The sequence below is a fragment of the Variovorax sp. 10L421 genome (genome assembly GCF_056395365.1).
Map to the genome: position 1 here is coordinate 155,253 of NZ_JBFTJJ010000011.1, position 24,490 is coordinate 179,742.

Consider the following 24,490-nt stretch of genomic DNA (forward strand, 5'->3'; position numbering starts at 1 on the left):
ATGACGAACGCATCGAAGAAGAACATCCTCGTCTTCCGGCCGCTGCCCGAGGATCAGCTGGCACGCCTGCAGGCCGCGCACCACGTCACCGTGGCCGATCCCCGCAAGGAGCCCGAGGCCTTCGCCGCCGCGCTGCGCACCGCGCACGGGTTGATCGGATCGAGCCATACGGTCGATGCCGCGCTGCTCGATGCGGCGCCGCAGCTGCAAGTCATTTCGAGCGTGTCGGTCGGTGTCGACAACTACCCGCTGGCCGAGCTGCACAAGCGCGGCATCGTGCTGTGCCACACCCCCGACGTGCTCACCGAGACGGTGGCCGACACGGTGTTCGCGATCCTCATGGCCACGCAGCGCCGCGTGGTCGAACTCTCGAACCTCGTGCGCGAAGGGCGATGGACCAGGAACATCGGCGAAGAGCTCTTCGGCACTGACGTGCATGGCAAGACGCTGGGCATCCTGGGCTTCGGCCGTATCGGGCAGGCCGTGGCAAGGCGCGCCGCACTGGGTTTCGGCATGCCGGTGCTCTACCACTCGCGCCGCGCGGTCGACCTGGCTGCGCAGGCGCCCGAACTGCAGGGCCGCGCCACGCACACGCCGCTCGACGATCTGCTCGCGCGCGCCGACATCGTGCTTGCGATGCTGCCGCTGACCGACGCGACGCGCGGCATGATCGACGCGGCCTTCTTCGCGCGCATGAAGCCCGGTGCGTCCTTCATCAACGGCGGCCGAGGCGCCACCGTGAACGAAGACGCGCTGCTGCACGCCCTCGACCACGGCACGCTGCGCGCCGCCGGCCTCGACGTGTTCGCGAAGGAGCCGCTGCCGGCCGACTCGCCGCTGCGCACGCATCCGCGCGTGACGCCGCTGCCGCACATCGGCTCGGCCACGCACGAGACTCGGCACGCGATGGCGGAGCTGGCGACGACCAATCTGCTGCAGGTGCTGGCCGGGGAGAAGCCGACGGCGCCGTACGACACGGCGGCCGCATGAGCTCAGCCGGGCTTTACTCCCTCCCCCGCTGGGGGAGGGCAGGGGTGGGGGCAAGCGGCGCATCCAGCGGGCACTCTGCCTGCCCCCACCCCAACCTTCCCCCAGGAGGGGAAGGAGCAAGACCATGAAGCCGACGGGCCGCGCCACCATCGCCGATGTCGCCGCGGCGGCCGGCGTCTCCAAGGCCACCGTCTCGCGCTTCCTCAACCACCGCGAACGCCTGCTGAGCCCCGACATCGCCGCGCGCGTCGAAGTCGCCATCGCCGCGCTCGCCTATTCGCCGAGCCCGATGGCGCAGGCCCTGAGCCATGGCCGTTCGCGCCTCATCGGCCTGATCGTGGCCGACATCACCAACCCGTATTCCGTCGCGGTGCTGCGCGGCGCCGAGAAGGCCTGCCAGGACGCCGGCTATCTCGTGATGCTGTTCAACCTCGGCAACGAGAGCGAACGCGAGCGCGAAGCCATCGATGCGCTGGCGGGCTACCAGGTCGACGGCTTCATCCTCAACACGCTGGGTCGAGGCAGCAACGTGGTCGATGCGGTCACGCTGCACGGCAAGCCGGCGGTGCTGGTCGACCGCCGCCACGCGGGCATGCACACGGACTTCGTCTCGCTCGACAACCCTGCCGCGATGACGGCCACCTGCGGCCACCTGGTCGAAGGCGGCTACCGCGATCTGCTCTACGTCACGGAGCCGCAGAAGGGCGTGAGCTCGCGGCGCGAACGCACGGCAGCGTTCGGCGCCTGCGTGGCCGCGCATGAGCCGCGCGTGGCGGGCGAGGTGTTCGAATCGGTCGAGGGTGAGAGCGATGCGCTCGACGAGGCTTTGCGCGCCTTGCGCCAGCGCGCCAAGCGCGGCCGCCGCGCGGCCGTGGTCGCGGGCAATGCGGTGGTCACGCTGCGCATTGCGCAGGCGATGGCGCGGCTGGGCTGGCAGTTCGGCACCGACCTGGGCTTCGTCGGTTTCGACGATCCGGAATGGGCCTCGCTCATCGGTCCCGGCCTGAGCACCGTGGCCCAGCCCACCGACGCCATCGGCCGCACCGCCGCTACCTGCCTGATCGAGCGGCTGCGGGGACTGGACGCGGCGCCGCGCCAGTTGCTGCTGCCTGGAGAGCTGGTGGTGCGGGGCTCGTCGCGGGCGCTCTAGCATCCGCGAACAGTTGAAGCTGGCATCATCGCGTGCCCAGACCACCATGTCACCTTCCGCAGACTCCTTCGTCCGCCGCGTTCGCAGCCAGCTCGACCAGCTGTCCGCGACGGAGCGCCAGCTTGCCGACTTCGTGCTGGAGTTCCCGGGCGAGCTGGCGAGCTATGCCGGTAACGAACTGGCGGAGCTTGCGGGCGTGTCGCCCTCGACGGTAAGCCGCTTCATCCGCCGCATCGGGTACGAGAACTACGAGGAGGCCCGGCGGCAGGTCCGTGAGGAAAAGCAGACCGGCTCGCCGCTGTTCCAGAACGCCACCGAGGCTTCCAAGCGGGGCCACCTGGTGGCCACGCATTTCCAGCAGTCGCAGGCCAACCTGGCCAGCACCTTCGATCGGCTCGACGACCGGCAGATGGCAGAGATCGTCAAGGCGATCATCGGCGCGAACCAGGTGCTGATCTTCGGCAGCCGCAGCAGCCATGCCTTCGCGCAGTACCTGCGCTGGCAGATCATCCAGGTGGTCCCGCGCGTCACCGCCATTCCGGGGCCTGGAGAAACGCTGGCCGAGCACCTGGCCGGGCTGGGCACGCGCGACTGCGTGATCGTCTTCGGCACGCGCCGGCAGACGCGGCAGATGGACACCCTGCTCGAGGCCGCGAGCCGCATCGGCGCGCGCATCGTCTACATCAGCGACCGGGCGTCGCCGGACTTTGCCGGTGCCACCTGGTCGCTGCAGTGCGATTGCCGCGGCCCCGGGCTGCTGGACAACCACACCGCGGTGATGGGCGTGTGCGATCTGCTCGCCACCATGGTGATCGAGGCCTCCGGCTCCGCCGGCCGCAAGCGGCTGGCAGCCATCGAGCTCGGCCACGAGGAAAACGGCGAGCTCTGAGCCGCACGCCAACGGTGCGCACCCGCACGTTCACGGTGCGCCCGGCCTGAAATTTCCCCCTGTAATTCCCCGAAAGTTCGGGCATGGCGCTTGCTCATGGTTGCTTGTGACTGAAATTTTGATTTCACAAAACATATATAGGTGAAATCGATATGTCATTGCAACGAGGTCGCCGATAGCATGCGAAAGGCGATTCCGGACAGCACCGAGCAAGCACTTCTTCCTTTCTCAAGGGGTTTCCAATGGCTGGACCTGCACTTTCCTCCGGGCCTGACTCGCCCCGGGTTGCCGAGCTCGACCGCGCGCTCGACAAGATCGGTGTCACGCGCTCGCATCACACGATCATCTTTCTGATCCTGATCGGTTGCCTGTTCGACAGTTTCGAGCAGAACGCCGTCGGCATCGTGGGGCCCATGCTGCGCCAGCAGTGGGGCCTGAGCGCATCGGACATCGGCCTGCTGAACACCGTCACCTTCACCTGTGCGGCGATCGGGCGGATCGTTTCGGGCTTCATTGCCGATCGCTACGGACGCCGCGTGATGCTGTCGCTCGATCTGCTGCTGTTCACGCTGGGCGCGGGCGTCTGCGCGACGGCGCCGAACTTCACGGTGATGGCGCTCGGGCGTGCCATCGTCGGCTTCGGACTCGGCGGCGAGATCGCCATTGCGGTGACCATGCTGGCCGAGTTCTGCTCGACCAGGTTCCGCGGCACGGCAGTGGGGTTGGTCAACGTGGGGGCAGGCGGCCTCGGCAACTTCCTCGCGCCGGGCTTCGGCCTGCTGGTGTTCTGGATGTTCCCGGGCGACAACGCGTGGCGCTGGCTCTTTGCCTGCCTCATGGTGCCGGCGCTGCTCGGTGCGTTCTATCGCCGCTACATTCCGGAAACGCCGCGCTTTCTGCTCTCGCAGGGCCGCGTGAAGGAGACGAACGCGGTGCTGTCGCGGCTGGCGTCGGGCCGGCTCTCGGCGAAGAAGGTGCCGCAGCAGCAGTACATCAACGAGGACGGCGCGGACGCGCAGCCTGCGAAGGTCAAGGTGCGCGTCACCGAGATCTTCCGCGGTGCGCTGGCGCGGCGCACCATCCCGCTGTGCATCACGATCTGGATGACCTACGGCGCGCAGATCTCGGTGCTCACGCTGATGCCGACCATCCTCGTCACGCTGGGCTACAGCATGTCGAAGAGCCTGGTGTTCACGATGGTGATGCAGGGCGGCAGCCTGCTGGGCGCCATTGCGGCGTCGCTGCTGGGTTTTCACTTTCCGCGCAAGCGCGTGTTGACGGCCGGCGCCGTGTGTGCCTGCCTGGCGGCCCTGACGATCGGTTTCGTGGCCAAGAGCATCGCCGTGATCCTCATTGCGGGCGCGGTGTTCCAGTTCTTCGTGCTGCTGCTGAACACGACCATCTGGATCTTCGCGCCCGAGCTCTACCCGACGCGCGTGCGGGCCTTCGGCACTGCCTTCATCCTGGCCACGGGCACCGCGGCGGGCGCGTTGATGCCGCTCGTCGCCGGGCGCCTGTTCGATGCCTTCGGCCTCGTCGGCGTGTTCGGGCTGGCGGCCGGCATGTACGCGGTCTTCGTGATCAGCGTGCAGAGCGTGCCGGAAACCTATGGCCAGTCGCCCGACGCACTGCCCCTGCCCGGTGAAGGCCTGGCCACAGACGCCACCCAGGCCGCCAAGATCGCGCAGCCGGGTTGAACCTCAGAAAGCTTCTCGCATGACGGACATCCTGCTCATCAACCCCAACTCGTCGACCGCCACCACGGAGATGATGACGAAGATCGCCAACGGCGAGGCCCCTGCGGGCTGCCGCGTGACCGGCCGCACCGCCACGGGCGGGCCCTCGATGATCGTCAACGAGCAGGAGCTCGAGGCCGCCGCCACCGAGGTGCTGAAGGTGTGGCGCGAGGCTGGCGTTGCGCGCTGGGACGGCGTGATCGTCAGTGCCTTCGGCGACCCGGGAATCGACCTCGTGCGAGCGAACGCGCGGGTGCCGGTGGTCGGCATCGCGGAGGCGTCGATGCGCGAGGCGAGCCATGGACATCGGCGCTTCGGCATCGCCACGGTGACGCCGGAACTGGTGGCACCCATCGAGCGGCGCGCCCGTGCGCTCGGGTTGCTCGGCCTGTACGCCGGCACCCGCCTGACACAGGGCGACCCGCGCGAACTGGCGGCCGAACCGCAAGCGCTGGAGGACGCGCTGGCACGGGCCGTGCAGCGCTGCATAGACGAAGACGGCGCGCAGGCCGTGATCATCGGCGGCGGCCCGCTGGGCCAGGCCGCGCTGGCGTTGGCACCGCGCTTCGGCGTGCCGGTGATCGCACCGATTTCCGCCGCAATGCGGCAGCTGTGTGCGCGACTCGAAGTCGCGTCCTGAACATGAGGAGCAAGACATGAGCATGAGCACGGCGGCAAATCCGGGCGCATCTGCAGCGGCGTCAGGCACGGGCGTGGACTCGCTCGCGGAACGCGACCTGACCTTCAGGCGCATCGTCTGGCGCCTGATTCCCTTCCTCACGCTGGTGTGGTTCCTGGCGTGGATCGACCGCGTCAACGTCGGCTTCGCGAAGCTCACGATGATGAGCGACCTGCAGTGGTCCGACGCCATCTACGGCGCGGGTGCGGGCGTGTTCTTCATCGGCTACTTCTTCTTCGAAGTGCCGAGCAACATGCTGCTGCAGAAGTTCGGCGCCAAGAAGACCATCATGCGCATCACCATCGGCTGGGGCGTGGTGTGCGTGCTCATGGCCTGGGTGAAGACACCGCTGCAGTTCTATGCGCTGCGCTTCCTCATGGGGGCGTTCGAGGCGGGCCTGCAGCCGGGCGTGATCCTGTACCTGACCTACTGGCTGCCCGCACACCGGCGCGGCAAGGCGCTCGCGTTCTTCGTTTCGGCTTCCGCGCTGTCGCTGATGTTCGGCAGCCCGATCGCCGCCTACCTGATGGAAGCGCTCGGCGGCGTGGGTGGCTTTCGCGGCTGGCAGTGGCTGTTCGTGATCGAGGGCATTCCATCGATCGTGGCGGGGGCCGTGGCGTACTTCGTCCTCAGCGATTCGCCCGCCAAGGCACGCTGGCTGAGCGCGCGGCAGAAGGCGCATGTCGAGAGCGAACTGGTGCTCGAGGCCAGGAGCCTGGGCCACCGCGAGCACAGCTTCCTGGCGTCGATGCGCAACCCGCAGCTCTGGGTGCTCACGCTGATCTTCTTCTGCATCGTGGCGGGCAATGCCACGCTGGTGTACTACGGGCCGAGCATCGTGCGGGAGGTCGGCGTGAACGACATCAAGAAGCTGGGCTGGGTCATGGCGGGCATCTACGCCTGCGGCTGGATCGGGATGATCGGCAACGGCTACCTCTCGGACCGGCGCAAGGAGGTGAAGTGGCACACGGCCATCGCGGCCGGGCTGGGAGCGCTGGGCCTGCTGCTCACGGCCTACTTCCTGGGCCAGAAAAACATGGCCGGCGTGATCGTGTCGCTGGCGCTGTCGTCGGCCGGCACGATGGGCTCGATCCCGATCTATTGGCAGATACCGAGCCGCTACCTGTCTGCCACGGCGCTGGTGGTGGGCCTGGCGTTCATCAATTCGGTGGCCAACCTCGCGGGGTATTTCTCGCCGCAGCTGCTGGGCTACCTGAAGAGCAGCACGGGGCAATATGCGCAGGGCCTGACGATCATCGCGGTGGTCGAGTGCATGGCGACAGTGCTGATCGTGCTGTTCGTCTCGCGCGAGAAGGCGCGCAGCCCCGCGCCGGGGGAGTGACTGGACGAGCGCTGCCCGCTGCCGCGGCGGCTCGCCCGAGCCGGGCGTCAACTGAAAAAGATCGACGGGATCAGCCGACTTCGGCGATCAGCTCGATCTCCACGCAGGCTCCCATCGGCACCTGAGCGACGCCGAAGGCGCTGCGTGCATGCGCGCCCTTTTCGGGACCGAAGACTTCGGCGAAGAACTCGCTCGCGCCGTTGGTCACAAGGTGCTGTTCGGTGAAGGTGCCGACCGAGTTCACGAGGCTCATCACCTTGACGATGCGCTTGACCTTGTTCAGGTCACCCACGGCCGCGTGCAGCGTGCCGAGCAGGTCGATGGCGATGGCGCGTGCGGCCTGCTTGCCTTCCTCGGTGCCGATGCTGGCGCCGAGCTGGCCGGCCCAGACCTTGCCGTCCTTCTTCGCAATGTGGCCCGAGAGGAACACGAGGTTGCCGGTCTGCACGAAGGGCACGTAGGCGGCCGCGGGGGCGGCGACCGGGGGCAGGGTGATGCCGAGGCTGGAAAGTTTGTCGTAAACGCTCATGGAGACTCCTTGTCTTGGGAAGGCGATTGTGTCTGTGTTTGCGGCAGGCCCTCGACCACTTCCCCCACGGGCTGCACGGTCACGCCGACCCGCAGCGTGTGCCTGGCGCCGCCATGGAGTACGCCGCGCATCGGCGACACGTCGGAATAGTCGCGGCCGATGGCGAGCGTGACGTAGTCCTCGCCCGGCTGGCGGCCGTTGGTGGGATCGAAATCGGCCCAGCCGCCCGCGCTCTCGGAACCGTCGTCCTCGCCCTTTCCGGGCAAGTACACCGACACCCAGGCGTGCGACGCATCGGCGCCCACCAGCCGGGGCTGGCCGGGCGGCGGCTGCGTCAGAAGATAGCCGCTGACGTAGCGCGCGGGCAGGCCCATGGTGCGGAAGCACGCGATCATGATGTGGGCGAAGTCCTGGCACACGCCCTTGCGCTGTGCGAGAGCCTCGACGGCGGGGGTGTTGATCTCGGTGCTGTCGGCGTCGTACGCGAAGTCCTCGTACATGCGCTCGGTGAGGTCCATCGCCACGTCGAAGGTAGGGCGGCCAGGCACGAAGCTGGCGCGCGCATAGGCCGCGAAGTCGCCGTGGCGCGGCACGTAGGGCGAGGGAAAGACGAACTCCGAGGCCGCATCGAAGGTGGCGTCCTTGCGGAAGCGGAAGCGCTCGCGCACGGCTTCCCACGGCAGTTCGCGCGCCACGGCGGGCGACAGCACGGGCTGCGAGGTTTCGACCACGCTCTCGGCCGTGACGACGAGCCGGTCGTGCGTGGCTTCGAGTGCGAAGAAGGCGCGCGTGTTGCCGTACAGGTCGGCCAGCTCGTTGCGCTGCGCAGGCGCCGGCTCGATGGCAAGCCGGTGGCTCACGAGCCGCTGCGAATCCGTGGCCAGCGGCTTGAGGTGGGCGAGGTGCTGCGCGGTCTCGACCGGCGGCGAGTACTCGTAGCGCGTTTCGTGGGTGACGTGAAGCAGCATGATCGACAGTGCCCGTTGCGTGGGTCTACTTGGCCTCGGCGCCGAAGTGCGAAGCGTAGATCTTCGCGTAGGTGCCGTCGGCCCGGATGCCTTCGAGGCCCTGGTTGATCCTGGCCAGCAGTTCGGCGTTGCCCTTCTTCACGGCAATGCCGTACTTCTCGACCGGAAAGCCCGCGTCGCTCACGGTCTTGAAACCGCCCGCGGTGTTGTTCGCGATGTAGTGCACCACCACGCCGTTGTCTGCCACCACGGCCTGCACGCCGCCGGCCTCGAGTTCCTTGAGCGCGAGCGGCGTCGATTCGAAGCGCTTGATGGCGGTGCTCGACTTGCCCAGCAGCTTGCCCACGACCTCGTCGCCGGTGGTGCCGTTCTGCACGCCGACTTTCATGTTCTTGATGTCCTCGAATTTCGTGACGGGCGAGTCGCTCTTCACGGCGATCAGCTGCCGGGCGTCGAAGTAGGGCTGCGAGAAGTCCATGGTCTGGCGGCGCTCGTCGGTGACGGTGATGGCCGACACCAGCAGGTCGCGGTCGCCCTGGTCGAGCGCATTGAAGATGCCTTCCCACGGCGTGTTGACGAACTTCACCTCGAAGCCCGCCTTCTGCGCGACCGCCTTCACTACGTCGACGTCGAAGCCTACGATCTCGCCCTTGTCGTTCTGCGATTCGAAGGGCGTGTACGCGGCGTCGGTGCCGACCACGAGCACGCGCGCGGCGGCCGGTGCCGCCGGTGCACCGGTGGCGGACGGTGCGGATGCCGGCTCCTGCTTGTCGCAGCCGGCGATGGCGAGGGCCGCGAAGAGGCCCGCGGCGGTGAGTGCGAAGCGGCGGTTGATGGTGACGCGGTGGGGCATGGCGGTGCTTCTCCGTGAACTTGTTGTGGAACGCCGCGGAACCGGCTTTGCCGGGCCGCAGGCGTTGCCCCCAGCGAGGGGGGGTGCGTAGCGACACGAAGTGCGCGAAGCATGGGGAGTGCCTGTTCACGCCCCGACGGAGCGCAGCGATTCGGAGGTCAGCGTGAAGTAGCGTGTGCCGATGGCGTCCGACACATGGTAGGCCGCCGTCTCGCAGTTGGCGAGCAGTTCGGCGAGGGCCGGATAGTTGCCATGAGGCCCCGTGGCGCAGAGGTGTTCGAGCGTCCAGCTGGCCGGATCGGACAACTCGTACGACAGCGCCGTCAGCTTGCCGGGCGCACTGCCGGCCAGCCGGGCGATGCGTCCGCGCAGCGTCTGCGTGACCCATGCGAGCGAGCGCGGATTCTCGGCGTCGAGCACCAGCAGGTCGACCATGGTGGCGACGTCGCGGCGCTGCTGGTAGCGGGCATGGAAGGTGATGGTGCTGTCGAACAGCGCCACCATCGCCTCGAAGCCGCTGACCTCGTGCACGGCGCCGTTCTCGAAGCCGGCCTCCAGCGCGTTCGACAGGAAGCCCAGGCGTTCGATGTGGCGGCCGATGGACAGCAGGCGCCAGGCATCGTCGCGCGTCATGCGGTCGGTTTGCGCGCCGGTCATGGCGGCCAGCGCGGTGCTGGCGGATTCGAGGGCGCGCAGCGCGGCGCCGGTGGCAAAGCTGCCTTCGCCGGCCTGCTCGGCCGCGCGGCGCAGGAAGTCGGCCTCGGCGCGCACGATCTGGTTCCAGTTGTCCTGCGACAGGCGTTCGCGCACGGCGGCGGCGGCCTGCCGGATGCACATCAGGCTGAAGCCCACGCTGCCGCCGCGCTCCACGTCGCCGAGTTCGGCGATCAGTGCGCGTTCGAACACCCGGCGCGACTTCGGCGCACTGGGCGCCTCGGCTGGCACCAGTGCGTTGCGCAGCGCCATGCGGTGCAGCCATTCGAGCAGCGGGCGCGACGACTGGTCTTCGCTGCCCAGCAGGTTGAGCGTGAGGCGCGCGAGGCGTACGGCGTTCTCGGCGCGCTCGGTGTAGCGCCCGAGCCAGAACATGTTCTCCGCGGCGCGGCTGGTGACGGGGGCGCGGTGCCGCGCGAGCGAGGCCGGCGTGGCGTGCGGCTGCAGCAGCGTGGTGCGGTCGACCTCGCCGTGGGTCTGCACCCACACGTCGGCGCTGCTGCCGCCGCGCTGCATCGATGCGATCTGTGCGTCGGGCCCCGCGAGCCGGGCCAGGCCGCCGGGCAGCACGCGCCACGATTGCGCGCCGTCGCTCACCGCGAACACGCGCAGCAGCACTGCGCGCGGCGCGATGTGGCCCGGGCCCATGTCGTTGGCCCAGGTGGGCATCTGCGACAGCGGCAGATAGCCCTGCACGGTGTGGCCGTCGCCTTCGCGCACGATGCGGCCGGCCCATTCGTCGAGCTCGCGCCGTCCGAGCTGGCTGCCGAGCACGGCGTCGAAGCTGGCGTGGCCGTCGAAGCCGGGGTAGGTGGGCTTGATGGCGCAGTCGGCCAGTTGCGGCAGCACCGATTCGAGCGCCGCGCGCTCGCCGCACCACCAGGTGGGCAACGCGGGCAGCTTGAGCTTCTCGCCGATCAGGCGGCGCGCCAGGCCCGGCAGGAAGCCGAGCAGCGCGGGCGATTCGAGGAACGCCGAGCCCGGCATGTTGGCCACCAGCACATTGCCGGCGCGAATGGCCTGCAGCAGGCCGGGCACGCCGAGCGTGGAATCGGGGCGCAGCTCCAGCGGGTCGAGGAACTGGTCGTCGAGCCGCTTGATGAGGCCGTGCACCGGGCGCAGGCCCTGCAGCGTCTTGAGGTACAGCCGCTGGTCGCGCACCGTGAGGTCGCTGCCCTCGACCAGCGTGAGGCCCAGGTAGCGCGCGAGGTAGGCGTGCTCGAAATAGGTTTCGTTGTACGGGCCGGGCGTGAGCAGCGCGATGTGCGGCGGCACGCCGGCCGGGCACATGTGCTGCAGGCCTTCCATCATGGCGCTGTAGGTGGCGGCCAGGCGCTGCACGTGCAGCGCTTCGAAGGCCTGCGGAAACTGCCGCGTGATGGCCAAACGGTTCTCGAGCAGGTAGCCCAGGCCCGAAGGCGCCTGGGTGCGCTGCGAGACCACCCACCAGTTGCCGTCGGGGCCGCGCGCGAGGTCGAAGGCCGCGATGTGCAGCCAGGTGTCGCCCGGCGGCTTGACGCCGTGCAGCGCGCGCAGGTAGCCGGGGTGGCCGCGCACCAGCGCCGGCGGAATGAGCCCTTCGGCCAGCAGCTGCTGCGGGCCGTAGACGTCGGCCATCACGCGGTCGAGCACGCGCACGCGCTGCAGCACGCCGGCCTCGATCTGGCTCCAGCTCTCGGGCGAGACGATCAGCGGGAACAGGTCGAGCGACCATGGCCGCTGCGGGCCGTTGGCGTCGGCGTACACGTTGTAGGTGACGCCGTTGTCGCGGATCTGGCGCTCGAGGCTGGCTGCACGCCGGGGCAGGTCGCTGAAGCCGTCGGGGCCGAGTTGATCGAAGAAGGCGTTCCAGGCGGGCGTGAGCGGCGGTTGTTCGCCGGGCGGGGCCTGTGTCTGCGTCTGGGACTGGGATTGGGACTGCGATTGAGACTGGCCAGACGCTACCGGCCGCTCACCGGCGGTGTCATAGAGCGGCGCAGCGGCGGCAGGCACGGCTCCCGCCGCCGGCCGCACGGGCGCAGCCGCCGTGGCCGCTCCGCGCAGTTCATCGAAATGACCGGGCAGGGCCGCAGGGGCGAGCGCCGACGCCAGGGCAGCTGGAAACTCCAGCGCCTCGGCGTCGAACAGGGATTCGTTCAAAGGTTCCACAGGGGTGGATTGTCACACTGCCGTCACGGGGCGTCCGTTCGGGCAGCGTGCCGAATGACCCCTTACCGCMGCAGGTCCAGCGTGAACGGGAATTCGCGGCTGCCCGGCAGCTCGATGGTCGCCGGGGGCGTGCGCATGAGGCCGGGCGTGTGTCCGGTGCGGGTGAAGCGCGAATGGCGGCGGCTTTCGGCCTCGTAGGCATTGACCGGGAAGGTGTCGTAGTTGCGCCCGCCCGGGTGGGCGACGAAGTACTGGCAGCCGCCCAGCGAGCGCTTCATCCAGGTGTCGACCAGGTCGAAGGTCAGCGGCGCATGGGCCTTGATGCTCGGGTGCAGCGCCGACGGCGGGTTCCAGGCCTTGTAGCGCACGCCGGCCACGAACTCGCCCGTGACGCCGGTGGGCTGCAGCGGCAGCACCTTGCCGTTGACGGTGACGACATGGCGGCTTTCGTTCAGGCCGGTCACGCGCACCTCGATGCGCTCGAGCGACGAATCGACATAGCGCACCGTGCCGCCGGCCGAGCCTTCCTCTCCCATCACGTGCCATGGCTCCAGCGCATTGCGCAGCGACAGCTCCACGCCCATCGCCTGCATCTGGCCCACGAGCGGGAAGCGGAACTCGAAATGCGGCGCGAACCAGTCGGCGTCGAAGGCGTAGCCGGCCTGGCGCATCTCGCTGATGACGTCGTCGAAGTCCATCTTCACGAAGGTCGGCAGCAGGAAACGGTCGTGCAGCTCGGTGCCCCAGCGCGTGACGGGGGCCTTGTAGGGCTCGTCCCAGAAGCGGGCCACCAGCGCGCGGATCAGCAATTGCTGCGCGATGCTCATGCGCGCATGCGGCGGCATCTCGAAGGCGCGCAGCTCCAGCAGGCCGAGGCGGCCGGTGCTCGAGTCGGGCGAGTAGAGCTTGTCGATGCAGAACTCGCTGCGGTGCGTGTTGCCCGACACGTCGATCAGGATGTTGCGCAGCGTGCGGTCGACCAGCCATGCGGGCATGTTGGCGCCGTAGATCTCGCGGTTCTTAGCGATCTCTTTCAGCGCGATTTCCAGCTCGTAGACCTGGTCGTTGCGCGCTTCGTCCACGCGCGGCGCCTGACTGGTCGGGCCGATGAACATGCCCGAGAACAAATAGCTCAGCGACGGGTGGTTGTGCCAGTACAGCAGCAGGCTGGCCAGCAGCTCGGGCCGGCGCAGGAAGGGGCTGTCGGCCGGCGTGGCACCGCCCATCACGAAGTGGTTGCCGCCGCCGGTGCCGGTGTGGCGGCCGTCGGTCATGAACTTCTCGGCCGACAGGCGGGTTTCGAAGGCGGCGTTGTAGAGGAACTCGGTGTGATCGACCAGTTCCTTCCAGTTGTGCGCCGGGTGGATGTTGACCTCGATCACGCCAGGGTCGGGGGTGACGGCCAGCATCTTCAGGCGCGGGTCGCGCGGCGGCGGATAGCCTTCCATCACGATGCGCATGCCGAGTTCGCGCGCGGTGGCTTCGACGGCCGCGACGAGGTCGAGATAGTCCTCCAGGCGCGCGAGCGGCGGCATGAAGACGTAGAGCACGCCCGAGGCATTGCCCTTCTTCTCGGCCGCGGGGCCGTTGGCGCGGCGCGGGTCGCGCACTTCGACGCACAGCGCAGTGCGCGTGACCCAGTGGGCCGATTCGCCGCGCAGCGGCTGGCGCGCGGTGGTGGACGACTTGTCGGCAGCCCCGTCGGCGGCCGTGGCTGCGCCGCCTTCGCCTGCACTGCCCGGTGCCTGCATGCGCAGCGAGGCCGCCACGACGGGCGGCGTGCCGAAGGCATAGGGCACGGCGCCGCGGTCACCCTCCGCACCGCCTGCCGCCACGGCATAGCGCGCGCGGTAGTCGGCCGCGCTCGGCAGCGCACCGCGCGGCGCGGTCGGGTCGCGCTCGATCAGGTAGGGATAGTCGCCTTTGCTCGCCCACGGCTGCGAGTCGAGCGGCAGTCGGTAGCCCATGGGCGAGTCGCCCGGGATCAGGTAGAGCCGGTCGTCGCGCAGGAACCAGGGCCCGGTCTTCCAGCCGGGGCCGGCGAGCGCGGGTGCATCGCTGTTCGCGTTGCCGGGCTCGATGGGCAGCATGTAGCCGATCACCGCGTCGAGCTTCTGCGTGAACACGCGGCGCAGGCGCACGCGCTCGAGTTCGTCGTCGAGCTTCGACTCGAAGGGGTCGACGTTCACCGGCAGGCGGCGTTCGCGCCAGAGGTAGTAGTAGGTGTCTTCGTAGCCGGGCTGGATGTAGCGCTCGGTCAGGCCGAGCTTGTGCGCCAGCACGGTGGTGAAGCGGCGCGCGTCCTCGCTCGTGTACTGCGTGGGAAAACGCTCGTCGGCGAAGAGCTCGGGGTCGTGCCACAGCGTCTGGCCGTCGGCGCGCCAGAAGATCGACAGCGCCCAGCGCGGCAGCTGCTCGCCCGGGTACCACTTGCCTTGGCCGAAATGCAGGAAGCCGCCCTTGCCGTACTCGGCGCGCAGCTTGTGCACGAGTTCGGTGGCGTAGCCGCGCTTGGTGGGGCCGAGCGCGTCGGTGTTCCATTCGGGCGCGTCGCGGTCGCTGGTGGCCACGTAGGTGGGCTCGCCGCCCATGGTGAGGCGCACGTCGCCGGCCTTCAGGCGCGCATCGACGGCGTCGCCCAGGGCCAGCACTTCGGACCATTGCTCTTCGGTGTAGGGCTTGGTGACGCGCGGCGATTCGTAGATGCGCGTGACCTTCATTTCATGGCCGAACTCGACCTCCGACTCATCCACGCCGCCCTCGATGGGCGCGGCGCTCGATGGTGTGGGCGTGCAGGCCAGCGGAATGTGGCCTTCGCCGGCCAGCAGGCCCGAGGTGGCGTCGAGGCCGATCCAGCCTGCGCCCGGCAGGAACACCTCGCACCAGGCGTGCAGGTCGGTGAAGTCGACCGTGGTGCCGCTCGGGCCGTCGAGCGCCTTCACGTCGGGCGTGAGCTGGATCAGGTAGCCCGAGACGAAACGCGCGGCCAGTCCGCAGTGGCGCAGCAGCTGCACCAGCAGCCAGCCCGAGTCGCGGCAGGAGCCGCTGCCGCTGGCGAGCGTTTCTTCCGGCGTCTGCACGCCGGGCTCCATGCGGATCAGGTAGTTGACGTCCTGCTGCACCTGCTGGTTGATGCCGACCAGGAAGTCGATGGTGCGCTGCTCCTTGCGCTCGATCTTGTCGAGGTAGGCCTGCAGCAGCGGCGTGGGCGTTTCGGTGACGAGGTAGGGCGCGAGCTCCTCGGCCTGCGACTGCGTGTACTTGAAAGGGAAGTTCTCGGCCTGCGGCTCGAGGAAGAAGTCGAACGGGTTGTAGACCGCCATCTCGACCACGAGGTCGACCGTGACCTTGAATTCGCGCGTCTTCTCGGGGAACACCAGCCGTGCCTGGTAGTTGGCGAAGGGGTCCTGCATCCAGTTGACGAAGTGCTCGGCCGGCTCGACCCGCAGCGAGTACGAGATCACGTTGCTGCGGCAATGCGGCGCGGGCCGCAAGCGCACGACCTGTGGGCCCAGCTGCACCGGGCGGTCGTATTTGTAGTGGGTGACGTGGTGGAGAGCGGCGTGAATGGACATGCGTTTTTATGTGCAGTGCTGCGAGATTGCATCGAAAAGATGTCTCTTGTGAGACGCATACTAGCCCAGTTGCAAAGCAATTAACGCGCCACTGAGCGTGACTTTGGGGAGGGTTTGCATCATGGGTTCGGGAGTTTCTCGTTGACGCCGTTTCGCGCGTCCGGTGCCGCCGCGGGCAGATCGTGGGTGTTCGCGGCGCTGTGCGGTTCGCTGCTCGGTGCGGTCCTGCAGTTGCAGCAGGCAGGGCTTTGGCGGGCATGGATGTATGCGGGTTTGCTGCTCGGGGCCGGGGCCGGCCTGTGGTGGTGGCGGCGCCTGTCGGGCCGAGGGCTGTTGATGGCCTCGCTCGTGTGCGGCGCAATGGCGGGTGCGGGGCTTGCGGGATGGCGCGCCGCCATCTACGCGGGCGGTGCGCTGAACCCGGCGCTCGAAGGGCGCGACCTGCAGGTCACCGGTGTCGTGTCGGAGATGCCCCAGCGCAGCGAGGGCGGGACGCGGTTCCGTCTGGATGTCGAGTCTGCGGGCTGGGCCGACCCCGGCGAGGAGGGGCGGCCCACCGTGCCTGATCGCATTGCCCTCGGCTGGTATTCGGAAGGTTCAGGCCTGTGGGACCGGGCGTCGGAAGGCCGCACGCCGCCGGCCAGCGCTGTCGGCCCCCTCCACGCCGGCGAGCGATGGCGCCTGACGGTGCGCCTCAAGGCGCCGCACGGCAACCGCAATCCCCACGGCTTCGACAGCGAACTCTGGATGTGGGAGCAGGGCCTGCATGCCGGCGGCACTGTGCGAACCGGCACGCGCGATGCGGCGCCCGCGCTCGTTGCGCCAACGTGGCGGCATCCCATCGAGCGCGCACGCGAAGCCGTGCGCGACGCCGTCTTCGAACGCGTGCTCGACCGTGCCCGGGCAGGCGTGATTGCGGCCCTGGTTACCGGCGACCAGAGCGCCATCGACCGCTCGGGCTGGGACGTCTTCCGCGCCACGGGCGTGGCGCACCTGATGTCGATCTCCGGCCTCCACGTCACCATGTTCGCCTGGCTGGCCGCGCACGTCGTCGGCCTGCTGTGGCGGCGCAGCGCGTGGCTGATGCTGCGCCTGCCCGCGCAGCAGGCCGCGCTGGTGGGCGGCGTGCTGCTCGCCACGCTCTATGCGCTGTTCAGCGGCTGGGGCGTGCCTTCGCAGCGCACGGTCTGGATGCTGGCGACGGTCGCGCTGCTGCGCCTCACGGGCCGGCGCTGGCCCTGGCCGCATGTGTGGCTGTTGACGGCGGCCGTGGTGGTCGCGCTCGATCCCTGGGCCTTGATGCAGGCCGGTTTCTGGCTCAGCTTCGTGGCGGTGGGCGTGCTGTTCGCCACCGACGCCGGGGTGCCCGGAGAGCGGAAGACCGGCGCGTCTTCCCGCCTGCTCCAGTTCCTGCGTGAGCAGTGGGTCATCACGCTCGCGATCACGCCGCTCAGCCTGCTGTTGTTCCAGCAGGTTTCGCTGATCGGCCTGTTGGCCAATGCGGTGGCGATCCCTTGGGTCACGCTGGTGATCACGCCTCTGGCGATGCTCGGCGTGGCCGTGGCGCCGCTGTGGGATCTGGCGGCCCGCGCCGTGCAGGTGCTGGCGCTGCTGCTGCAATGGCTGGCCGGGCTGCCGTATGCCACGCTCTCGGTGGCCGCGCCGCCCTGGTGGATGGCCGCCTGCGGCGTGGCCGGCGGCGCGCTGCTGGCCATGCGGCTGCCCGGGTCGCTGCGCGCCCTCGGCGTTCCGCTGCTGTTGCCGGTGCTGCTGTGGCAGGCACCCCGGCCCGCGGCCGGCGAATTCGAACTGCTCGCCGCTGACGTCGGCCAGGGCAACGCGGTGCTCGTGCGTACCGCGACACACAGCCTGCTCTACGACGCCGGCCCGCGCTACAGCCTGGAAAGCGATGCCGGCCATCGCGTGCTCGTGCCGTTGCTGCGGGCATACGGCGAGCGCCTCGACACGCTGGTGCTGAGCCACCGCGACCTCGACCACACCGGCGGCGCGCCCGCGGTGCTCGCGATTCAGCCGCAGGCCGCGCTGCTGAGTTCCATCGAGGCCACGCACCCGCTGCAGGCGATGCGTGCGGCGCGGCGTTGCGAGGCGGGGCAGGCCTGGAGCTGGGACGGCGTGCGCTTCGAGGTGCTGCATCCGTTCGACACCGACTACCGCGGCTTCACCAAACCCAATGCGGTGTCGTGCGTGTTGCGCATCGACAGCGGCCGCGCCGTGGCGCTGCTGGTCGGCGACATCGAGCGGTTGCAGGAGGCGGCGCTCGTCACGCGCACGCCGGAACTGCTGCGCGCCGACGTGCTGCTGGTGCCGCATCATGGCAGCAAGACCTCGTCGAGCCCGGCGTTCCTCGACGCGGTGAAGCCGCGCATCGCCATCGTCCAGGCGGGGTACCGCAACCGCTTCGGCCATCCGGCGCAGGAAGTGGCGGCGCGCTACCTGGAGCGCGGCGGGCGGCTGGTCGAGAACACCCGGTGCGGCGCAGCGCACTGGAGCAGCGTGCGCCCCGGGGACCTGGCCTGCGAGCGCGAGCGGAACGCGCGATATTGGCAGCACAGCCCGCCCTGAAGCCGGCTCTGGATTTTCGGGGGAGGCCGTTGTTCCTGCCATCATCGGGACGCTTGCGCCAGGCCGAAAAAAAGTCGCTCGACCCGTACGCGGCCTCGGCATAAGGGGTTCTACTGGCCCTGAACTTGCTAAGCTATAGCTCAAGGAGATTGGTCGTCCCATGCACAAATTCGACGAGATGTATGAGCAGTTGCCCTATGCGGGGGCTGCGATCCGACAGCACTACAAGCGCTACGACCAATGGCTCGCGAAGCAACCCGGTGAGGTGATGCGTTCGCGACGCGAAGAGGCGGAAATGATTTTCCGCCGGGTCGGCATTACCTTCGCGGTGTATGGCGCGAAGGATGAGGATGGCTCCGGCACCGAGCGGCTCATCCCGTTCGACCTGCTGCCTCGCATCATTCCGGCCCACGAGTGGGAGAGCATGGAAAAGGGGCTGGTGCAGCGCGTCACGGCGCTCAACCGCTTTCTTCATGACGTCTACCACGACCAGGAAATCATCAAGGCCGGCATCATCCCGGCCGAGCAGATCCTGAACAACGCGCAGTTCCGCCCCGAGATGATGGGCGTCAACGTGCCGCACAACGTCTACTCGAACATCTCGGGCATCGACATCGTGCGCGCGCCCGATGCCCAGGGCAACGGCGAGTACTACGTGCTCGAAGACAACCTGCGCGTGCCCAGCGGCGTGAGCTACATGCTGGAGAACCGCAAGATGATGATGCGGCTCTTCCCCGAGCTGTTCAATCAGAACCGCATCGCGCCGGTCGCGCACTACCCCGACCTGCTGCTAGAGACGCTGCGCGCCAGCGCGCCGCCGGCCACGGCCGAGCCCACGGTGGTGGTGCTCACGCCGGGCATGTACAACAGCGCCTACTTCGAGCACGCCTTCCTCGCGCAGCAGATGGGCGTGGAACTGGTCGAGGGACAGGACCTGTTCGTCAAGGACAACTTCGTCTACATGCGCACCACGCGCGGGCCGAAGCGCGTCGACGTCATCTACCGCCGCGTGGACGACGACTTCCTCGACCCCGAGGTGTTCCGCCCCACGTCCACGCTCGGCTGCGCCGGCCTGATGCGCGCGTACCGTGAAGGCAACGTCGTGATCTGCAATGCCGTGGGCACCGGTGTGGCCGACGACAAGTCGATCTACCCGTACGTGCCGAAGATGGTCGAGTTCTACCTCGGCGAGAAGCCGATCCTGAAGAACGTGCCCACCTACATGTGCCGCAACAAGGACGAGCTGCAGTACACGCTCGACAACATGAAGGACCTGGTCGTCAAGGAGGTGCACGGTGCCGGCGGCTACGGCATGCTGATCGGACCGGCCGCCACGCAGGCCGAGATCGAGGACTTCAAGAAGGCCGTGATCGCCAAGCCCGACGGCTACATCGCCCAGCCCACGCTGAGCCTGTCGACCTCGCCCACCTTCGTGGACGCCGGCATTGCGCCGCGCCACATCGATCTGCGCCCCTTCGTGCTCTCGGGCAGCGAGGTGCAGATGGTGCCCGGCGGCCTCACGCGCGTAGCGCTCAAAGAGGGGTCCTTGGTGGTCAACTCGTCGCAGGGCGGCGGCACCAAGGACACCTGGATTCTCGAAGCCGACCGCGCACCCAAGCCCAAGGCGGCGCCCGCGCAGTCGCAAAGCCAATCGTAGTAGGAGCACCACCGATGCTGTCACGCACCGCCGATCATCTCTACTGGATGTCCCGCTACACCGAGCGCGCCGAGAACACGGCGCGCATGCTGGACGTCAACTACCAGACCTCGCTGCTGCCCCAGTCCGCCGAAGTTGCCAAGTACGGCTGGCAGGGCGTGCTCTCCATCAGCGAGCTGCTGCCCTGGTACAACAAGAAGTACGACCAGATCGCGCCCAAGGAAGTGATGGAGTTCATGGTCAAGGACGAGAGCAACGCCTCGTCGATCGTGTCCTGTCTCAAAGCCGCGCGCGAGAACGCCCGTGCCGTGCGCGGCGCGCTCACCACCGAAGCCTGGGAAACGCAGAACACCACCTGGCTCGAAGTGAACCGCATGCTGCGCGCAGGCGACTTCGAGCGCGACCCGGGCCAATTCTTCGAATGGGTCAAGTTCCGCTCGCACCTCTCGCGCGGCGTCACGCTGGGCACCATGCTCCAGGATGAGGCGTTTTATTTCTCGCGCCTGGGCACCTTTTTGGAGCGCGCCGACAACACCGCGCGCCTGGTTGACGTGAAGTTCCACGCGCTCAACAGCGAGTTCTTCGGCACCGCCACCGAGGAAGACCAGGAGTACGACTTCTATCACTGGAGCGCGATCCTGCGCAGCGTCTCGGCCTTCGAGGTCTACCGCAAGGTGTACCGCGACGTGATCAAGCCCGAGCGCGTGGCCGAACTGCTGATTCTTCGCGCCGACATGCCGCGCTCGCTGCACGCGAGCCTGGTCGAGGTGGTGAACAACCTCGCGAAGGTGCAGAACGAGCAGAGCGCCGAAACCCAGCGTCGCGCCGGCAAGCTGCTGGCCGACCTGCAGTACGCGCGCGTCGACGAGATCCTGGCGACCGGGCTGCACGCGTACCTCACGCAGTTCCTCGACCGAGTGAACGAACTGGGCGGGCGCATCAGCCAGGACTTCCTGGTTCCTGCGCACTGAGGTCCTGTGGGCGCGCGCGGCTACACGGCCAGTGCGTCGATCCGGCGGGGCCGTTGCGCACCGGCACGGTGACGTTCCACGCGCGATAGCTCCCGTCGATGGACCGGGCGCATGCCACGCTGACGCCGGGACGGGGCGATCCTGTGGCCCAACCGGTTTTCAGCGGTGTCTTGCACAACGGAACGAAGACCTTGGCGTTCGGTTCGGTGGCTTCCCATTGCGTGCCGTGGCGGGCGTTCTCCTGAAAGACGAACCGCCTCGCTTCTTCCCTGATTTCGTAAAGGCCGTGCTTGAACGAATTGGAGCGATCGTCGTCGATGCTCCAGGCCGCGGCGCTCGGCAAGGCGAAGAGGCACAGGACTACCGGCAGCACCCTGCGGTGCCTGCCCGAGCACGGGAACATCGACACTACTTCCTTCGTCATCGTTTTCTCTCCGGAGGGGGCGTCAGCGCGAAAAGGATTCGATGGCCACCGGCATCTCCGGCGCCTGCCATCGATAGGCGTCGCTCAGCACGTTGCGCGTGGGAATTTGGCCATTCCATCGGATGTGGAGCAAGTCCGCGAGGACCCAGGCGGTCCAGTCCGCGCGAAAAGGTCGTTGCCCCGCTTCGGAGCGCCAATGCATCCACAGGTATTCGGTGCCTTCGCGCGCGTTGGTGTTGGCTGCGGCGCCGAGCACCATCGCGCTGTCGGGCGCGGCCTGGTAGGTGTCGAGCAGGTAGGCGCGCACTGCGCCGTCGAGCGCGAAGCCAATGGCCCAAAGCCAGACCAGCAGGGTGCGCAATCGCCGCGTCTGCGTGCTGCGCAATGGCCACGCAAGCCACAGCACCATGGGCGCTGCAAGCACCGCGAGCTGCGCGATGCGCCGGCCGTCGTGGCCCAGCGCAATGAGCGCCAGCAGTGTTGCGCCTACCACGCAGCAGGCGGGCAGGGCATTGCGCGGAGGGGAGGGACGGGTGGTCAAGCAGGTAGCGCGGGAGATCGGGGCGGGCGCATTCTGCCCCGGGGCCTGCGCTACGCGCCCCAGTGCCCCGATGGTGGCGAGGTATTTGCGCCGCCCACGGTAGCCCCCGGAACGATCAGGTCGCCGTGGCCTGCCGCACCGCGCGCTCCCAGCGTGCCATCGACTCCTCCGCCTGCGCGCGGCCCATGGTGGGCATGAAGCGCCGCTCGATCTTCCACAGCTTCGACAGCTGGCGCGCGTCGGTGTAGACGCCGGTGGAAAGCCCAGCGAGATACGCGGCGCCCAGCGCGGTGGTCTCGATCACTTCGGGCCGCACCACCGGAATGCCCAGCAGGTCGGCCTGGAACTGCATCAGCAGGTCGTTCACGCTCGCGCCGCCGTCCACGCGCAGCTCGGCCACGGGCTTGCCGCCGGCAGCCACTGCGTCGCGGCTCATGGCCTGCAGCAGCGCGGCGCTCTGGTAGGCGATGCTTTCGAGCGCGGCGCGCGCGATGTGCGCGACCGTGGTGCCGCGCGTGAGCCCCGTGATCGTGCCGCGCGCGTCCGCGTCCCAGTAGGGCGCGCCGAGGCCGGTGAAGGCCGGCACCATCATCACGCCGCCCGCATCGGGCACGCTCTCGGCCAGCGACTGCACCTCGGCGCTGCCCTTGATGGCCTTGAGTCCGTCGCGCAGCCACTGCACCACGGCGCCGCCGACGAACACGCTGCCTTCCATCGCGTATTGCGGCGTCTTGTCGGTCTGCGCGGCGCTGGTCACGAGCAGTCCGTTGTGCGAGGGCTGGAACGCGCCGCCCGTGTGCATCAGCAAAAAGCAGCCGGTGCCGTAGGTGTTCTTGGCCATGCCGGCCTCGAAGCAGGCCTGGCCGAAGAGGGCGCTCTGCTGGTCGCCGGCCACGCCGCCGATGGGTAGCGCATGGCCCAGCAGTGCCGCGTCGGTATCGGCGAAGTGCGAACTCGACGGCTGCACTTTCGGCATGAGCGCGGCGGGGATCTCCAGTGCGGCGAGCAGGTCGGCGTCCCATTCGTTCCGGTGCACGTTGAAGAGCATCGTGCGCGAGGCATTGCTGACGTCCGTCACGTGCACCTTGCCGCCGGTGAGCTGCCACATGAGCCAGCTGTCAACGGTGCCGAAGGCCAGTTCGCCGCGCTCGGCCTGCGCGCGCGCGCCGGGCACGTTGTCGAGCAGCCAGCGCAGCTTGGTGCCGGAGAAGTACGCATCGATCACCAGCCCGGTCTTCTCGCGGATGGTGTCGGTCATGCCCGCGTCGCGCAGCTGCGCGCACAGCGGCTCGGCGCGGCGGTCCTGCCAGACGATGGCGTGGTGCACCGGCTGGCCGGTCTTGCGGTTCCACAGGACGGTGGTCTCGCGCTGGTTGGTGATGCCGATGGCGTGAATGTCGGTGGGCTGCAGCTTCGCCTTCACCAGCACTTCGCGCGCGGTGGCGAGCTGGCTGCGCCAGATTTCCATCGGGTCGTGCTCGACCCAGCCGGGCTGCGGATAGATCTGCGTGAGTTCCTTCTGTGCAATGGCGACGATGTGGCCTTCGCGGTCGAACACGATGCTGCGCGAGCTGGAGGTGCCTTGGTCGAGGGCTAGCAGGTAGGTGGTCATAGGGGCAATGTTTCTCTGAGTCCGCTCATCGAACCGACGTTGTCTTGCTCCGTCCCCTTCCGGGGGAGGGCCGGGATGGGGGCGGGCCTTCGATGAGGCGCGATGCGTCTGCGGAGGCCGCCGTGCCCCCACCCCAACCCTCCCCCAGAGGGGGAGGGAGCAAGGCGGGAGCAACAGGGGATGTGCTCATGATTCACGCGCGATTTCCAGGCGCACCTGCGCCGCATGCAGCAGGTCCGCAAAAGGCGCAGGCGGCTCCGCATCCGTGAACAGCCGGTCGATCTGCGACAGCGTGCCCAGCTGGATCATCGCGGGCCGGTTGAACTTGCTCGCATCGGCCGCCAGCCACACCTCGCGTGCCTGGGCAATGATGGTCTGCGCCACCTTCACCTCGCGCAGGTCGAAGTCGCGCAGCGAGCCGTCCGCCTCGATGCTCGACACGCCGATCAGTGCGATGTCGACCTTGAACTGGCGGATGAAATCGATGGTGGCCTCGCCCACGATGGCGCGGTCGCGCGGGCGCACCGAGCCGCCCGCCACGATCACCTCGCACGAGGTGTTGCCGCTCAGGATGGTGGCCACGTTCAGGTTGTTGGTGATCACGCGCAGGCCGGTGTGGCGCAGCAGCGCCTTGGCGATGGCTTCGGTGGTGGTGCCGATGTTGAGGATCAGCGAGCAGTCATTGGGCACCAGCTCCGCCACGCGGCGGGCGATGCGCGCCTTGCCTTCGGCATGCAGCGTCTCTCGCTGCTGGTAGCCGATGTTCTCCGTGGTCGAGCTGGGCATGCGCACGCCGCCGTGGAAGCGCGTGAGCAACCCCTCGTCGGCCAGCCGCTGCACGTCGCGCCGCACGGTCTGCAGGGTGACGCCGAGCATGTCGGCCAGCTGTTCGACGGTGACGGAACCGCGCGTTCGCACGGTGTCCAGGAGGTTGATCTGGCGCGGGTTGGAGTTCACAAGGGCGTCGTGGAAAGCGGGAAGACTGGGGGCAAGGGTACAGCGCGTGCCACTTTAAAACGAACGAAAACGAAGATGCCTAAGGGAAAACTCGGGGGAAAATCGCGCTAAAAGGAATCCAAATGAAAAAACACGAAAATACAATGGCCGCCGTCAGTGACCAAAGTCACGC

18 protein-coding genes are annotated in these 24,490 nt (G+C 68.4%); 9 read left to right on the forward strand and 9 right to left on the reverse strand.

What is annotated here, in order from left to right; translation table 11 throughout:
* The 6 genes from AC1DFC_RS16530 to AC1DFC_RS16555 all read left to right on the forward strand — a co-directional run bounded on the left by AC1DFC_RS16530 (position 1) and on the right by AC1DFC_RS16555 (position 6,786).
* Positions 1-990 carry a 2-hydroxyacid dehydrogenase gene (locus tag AC1DFC_RS16530; RefSeq protein ID WP_478179599.1) on the forward strand — a complete coding sequence of 330 codons (990 nt, stop codon included), beginning with the start codon at positions 1-3 and terminating at the stop codon, positions 988-990.
* Between the two features lie 124 nt (positions 991-1,114).
* Entirely contained in the window at positions 1,115-2,140 is a 1,026-nt protein-coding gene (locus AC1DFC_RS16535) for a LacI family DNA-binding transcriptional regulator (RefSeq protein WP_413316137.1), read from the forward strand.
* A 46-nt stretch (positions 2,141-2,186) separates the two neighbouring features.
* Positions 2,187-3,029 (forward strand): MurR/RpiR family transcriptional regulator, encoded by an 843-nt coding sequence (locus tag AC1DFC_RS16540; protein WP_007838561.1) that lies wholly within the window; start codon positions 2,187-2,189, stop codon positions 3,027-3,029.
* Between the two features lie 242 nt (positions 3,030-3,271).
* Entirely contained in the window at positions 3,272-4,726 is a 1,455-nt protein-coding gene (locus tag AC1DFC_RS16545; protein WP_007838557.1) for an MFS transporter, read from the forward strand.
* A 19-nt stretch (positions 4,727-4,745) separates the two neighbouring features.
* Positions 4,746-5,405: an aspartate/glutamate racemase family protein gene (locus AC1DFC_RS16550; RefSeq protein WP_478179600.1), complete on the forward strand. Its 660-nt coding sequence runs from the start codon at positions 4,746-4,748 to the stop codon at positions 5,403-5,405.
* A gap of 22 nt (positions 5,406-5,427) precedes the next feature.
* Positions 5,428-6,786 carry an MFS transporter gene (locus tag AC1DFC_RS16555; RefSeq protein ID WP_478179614.1) on the forward strand — a complete coding sequence of 453 codons (1,359 nt, stop codon included), beginning with the start codon at positions 5,428-5,430 and terminating at the stop codon, positions 6,784-6,786.
* Between the two features lie 70 nt (positions 6,787-6,856).
* On the opposite strand, the gene AC1DFC_RS16560 is transcribed toward AC1DFC_RS16555, so the two are convergent.
* The 5 genes from AC1DFC_RS16560 to AC1DFC_RS16580 all read right to left on the reverse strand — a co-directional run bounded on the left by AC1DFC_RS16560 (position 6,857) and on the right by AC1DFC_RS16580 (position 15,573).
* Positions 6,857-7,315, reverse strand: coding sequence for a RidA family protein (locus tag AC1DFC_RS16560; RefSeq protein ID WP_478179601.1), 459 nt, complete (start codon positions 7,313-7,315; stop codon positions 6,857-6,859).
* The gene (locus tag AC1DFC_RS16565; protein WP_007838551.1) at positions 7,312-8,283 is read right to left on the reverse strand and encodes a transglutaminase family protein; all 972 of its coding nucleotides are present in this window, start codon (positions 8,281-8,283) and stop codon (positions 7,312-7,314) included. Before AC1DFC_RS16565 ends, AC1DFC_RS16560 begins: the two co-directional genes overlap by 4 nt.
* Before the next feature lie 25 nt (positions 8,284-8,308).
* The gene (locus AC1DFC_RS16570; protein ID WP_007838550.1) at positions 8,309-9,136 is read right to left on the reverse strand and encodes a basic amino acid ABC transporter substrate-binding protein; all 828 of its coding nucleotides are present in this window, start codon (positions 9,134-9,136) and stop codon (positions 8,309-8,311) included.
* Positions 9,137-9,262: 126 nt separating this feature from the next.
* A complete protein-coding gene (locus tag AC1DFC_RS16575) occupies positions 9,263-11,998 on the reverse strand; it encodes a circularly permuted type 2 ATP-grasp protein (protein WP_042673131.1) in 2,736 nt (911 codons plus the stop codon).
* A 62-nt stretch (positions 11,999-12,060) separates the two neighbouring features.
* Positions 12,061-15,573 (reverse strand): transglutaminase family protein, encoded by a 3,513-nt coding sequence (locus AC1DFC_RS16580; protein WP_478179602.1) that lies wholly within the window; start codon positions 15,571-15,573, stop codon positions 12,061-12,063.
* 141 nt (positions 15,574-15,714) lie between these two features.
* Between AC1DFC_RS16580 and AC1DFC_RS16585 the strand changes: the two genes are divergently transcribed.
* From AC1DFC_RS16585 to AC1DFC_RS16595, 3 genes are all read left to right on the forward strand, one after another.
* A complete protein-coding gene (locus AC1DFC_RS16585) occupies positions 15,715-18,156 on the forward strand; it encodes a DNA internalization-related competence protein ComEC/Rec2 (RefSeq protein ID WP_478179603.1) in 2,442 nt (813 codons plus the stop codon).
* A 160-nt stretch (positions 18,157-18,316) separates the two neighbouring features.
* A complete protein-coding gene (locus tag AC1DFC_RS16590) occupies positions 18,317-19,813 on the forward strand; it encodes a circularly permuted type 2 ATP-grasp protein (protein ID WP_007831587.1) in 1,497 nt (498 codons plus the stop codon).
* A gap of 14 nt (positions 19,814-19,827) precedes the next feature.
* Entirely contained in the window at positions 19,828-20,784 is a 957-nt protein-coding gene (locus AC1DFC_RS16595) for an alpha-E domain-containing protein (RefSeq protein ID WP_007831588.1), read from the forward strand.
* Here the strand turns inward: AC1DFC_RS16595 and AC1DFC_RS16600 are convergent.
* From AC1DFC_RS16600 to AC1DFC_RS16615, 4 genes are all read right to left on the reverse strand, one after another.
* A complete protein-coding gene (locus tag AC1DFC_RS16600; protein ID WP_007831589.1) occupies positions 20,753-21,208 on the reverse strand; it encodes a hypothetical protein in 456 nt (151 codons plus the stop codon). The two genes, AC1DFC_RS16595 and AC1DFC_RS16600, sit on opposite strands and share 32 nt — an antisense overlap.
* A 22-nt stretch (positions 21,209-21,230) precedes the next feature.
* Positions 21,231-21,749 (reverse strand): hypothetical protein, encoded by a 519-nt coding sequence (locus tag AC1DFC_RS16605; RefSeq protein WP_413332978.1) that lies wholly within the window; start codon positions 21,747-21,749, stop codon positions 21,231-21,233.
* A 115-nt stretch (positions 21,750-21,864) separates the two neighbouring features.
* The gene (gene glpK / locus AC1DFC_RS16610) at positions 21,865-23,361 is read right to left on the reverse strand and encodes a glycerol kinase GlpK (protein ID WP_413332976.1); all 1,497 of its coding nucleotides are present in this window, start codon (positions 23,359-23,361) and stop codon (positions 21,865-21,867) included.
* 186 nt (positions 23,362-23,547) lie between these two features.
* Complete coding sequence (locus tag AC1DFC_RS16615) at positions 23,548-24,318, reverse strand: DeoR/GlpR family DNA-binding transcription regulator (RefSeq protein ID WP_007831595.1); 771 nt, start codon at positions 24,316-24,318, stop codon at positions 23,548-23,550.
* Positions 24,319-24,490 lie beyond the last annotated feature (172 nt).

What these genes read in the sequence shown, in the direction of transcription:
- AC1DFC_RS16545 (WP_007838557.1), top strand. Translation starts at nt 3,272, where the DNA reads ATGGCTGGACCTGCACTTTCCTCCGGGCCTGACTCGCCCCGGGTTGCC.
- AC1DFC_RS16600 (WP_007831589.1), bottom strand. Translation starts at nt 21,208, where the DNA reads ATGACGAAGGAAGTAGTGTCGATGTTCCCGTGCTCGGGCAGGCACCGC.
- AC1DFC_RS16595 (WP_007831588.1), top strand. Translation starts at nt 19,828, where the DNA reads ATGCTGTCACGCACCGCCGATCATCTCTACTGGATGTCCCGCTACACC.
- AC1DFC_RS16535 (WP_413316137.1), top strand. Translation starts at nt 1,115, where the DNA reads ATGAAGCCGACGGGCCGCGCCACCATCGCCGATGTCGCCGCGGCGGCC.
- AC1DFC_RS16590 (WP_007831587.1), top strand. Translation starts at nt 18,317, where the DNA reads ATGCACAAATTCGACGAGATGTATGAGCAGTTGCCCTATGCGGGGGCT.
- glpK (WP_413332976.1), bottom strand. Translation starts at nt 23,361, where the DNA reads ATGACCACCTACCTGCTAGCCCTCGACCAAGGCACCTCCAGCTCGCGC.
- AC1DFC_RS16570 (WP_007838550.1), bottom strand. Translation starts at nt 9,136, where the DNA reads ATGCCCCACCGCGTCACCATCAACCGCCGCTTCGCACTCACCGCCGCG.
- AC1DFC_RS16555 (WP_478179614.1), top strand. Translation starts at nt 5,428, where the DNA reads ATGAGCACGGCGGCAAATCCGGGCGCATCTGCAGCGGCGTCAGGCACG.
- AC1DFC_RS16560 (WP_478179601.1), bottom strand. Translation starts at nt 7,315, where the DNA reads ATGAGCGTTTACGACAAACTTTCCAGCCTCGGCATCACCCTGCCCCCG.
- AC1DFC_RS16565 (WP_007838551.1), bottom strand. Translation starts at nt 8,283, where the DNA reads ATGCTGCTTCACGTCACCCACGAAACGCGCTACGAGTACTCGCCGCCG.
- AC1DFC_RS16540 (WP_007838561.1), top strand. Translation starts at nt 2,187, where the DNA reads ATGTCACCTTCCGCAGACTCCTTCGTCCGCCGCGTTCGCAGCCAGCTC.
- AC1DFC_RS16530 (WP_478179599.1), top strand. Translation starts at nt 1, where the DNA reads ATGACGAACGCATCGAAGAAGAACATCCTCGTCTTCCGGCCGCTGCCC.
- AC1DFC_RS16550 (WP_478179600.1), top strand. Translation starts at nt 4,746, where the DNA reads ATGACGGACATCCTGCTCATCAACCCCAACTCGTCGACCGCCACCACG.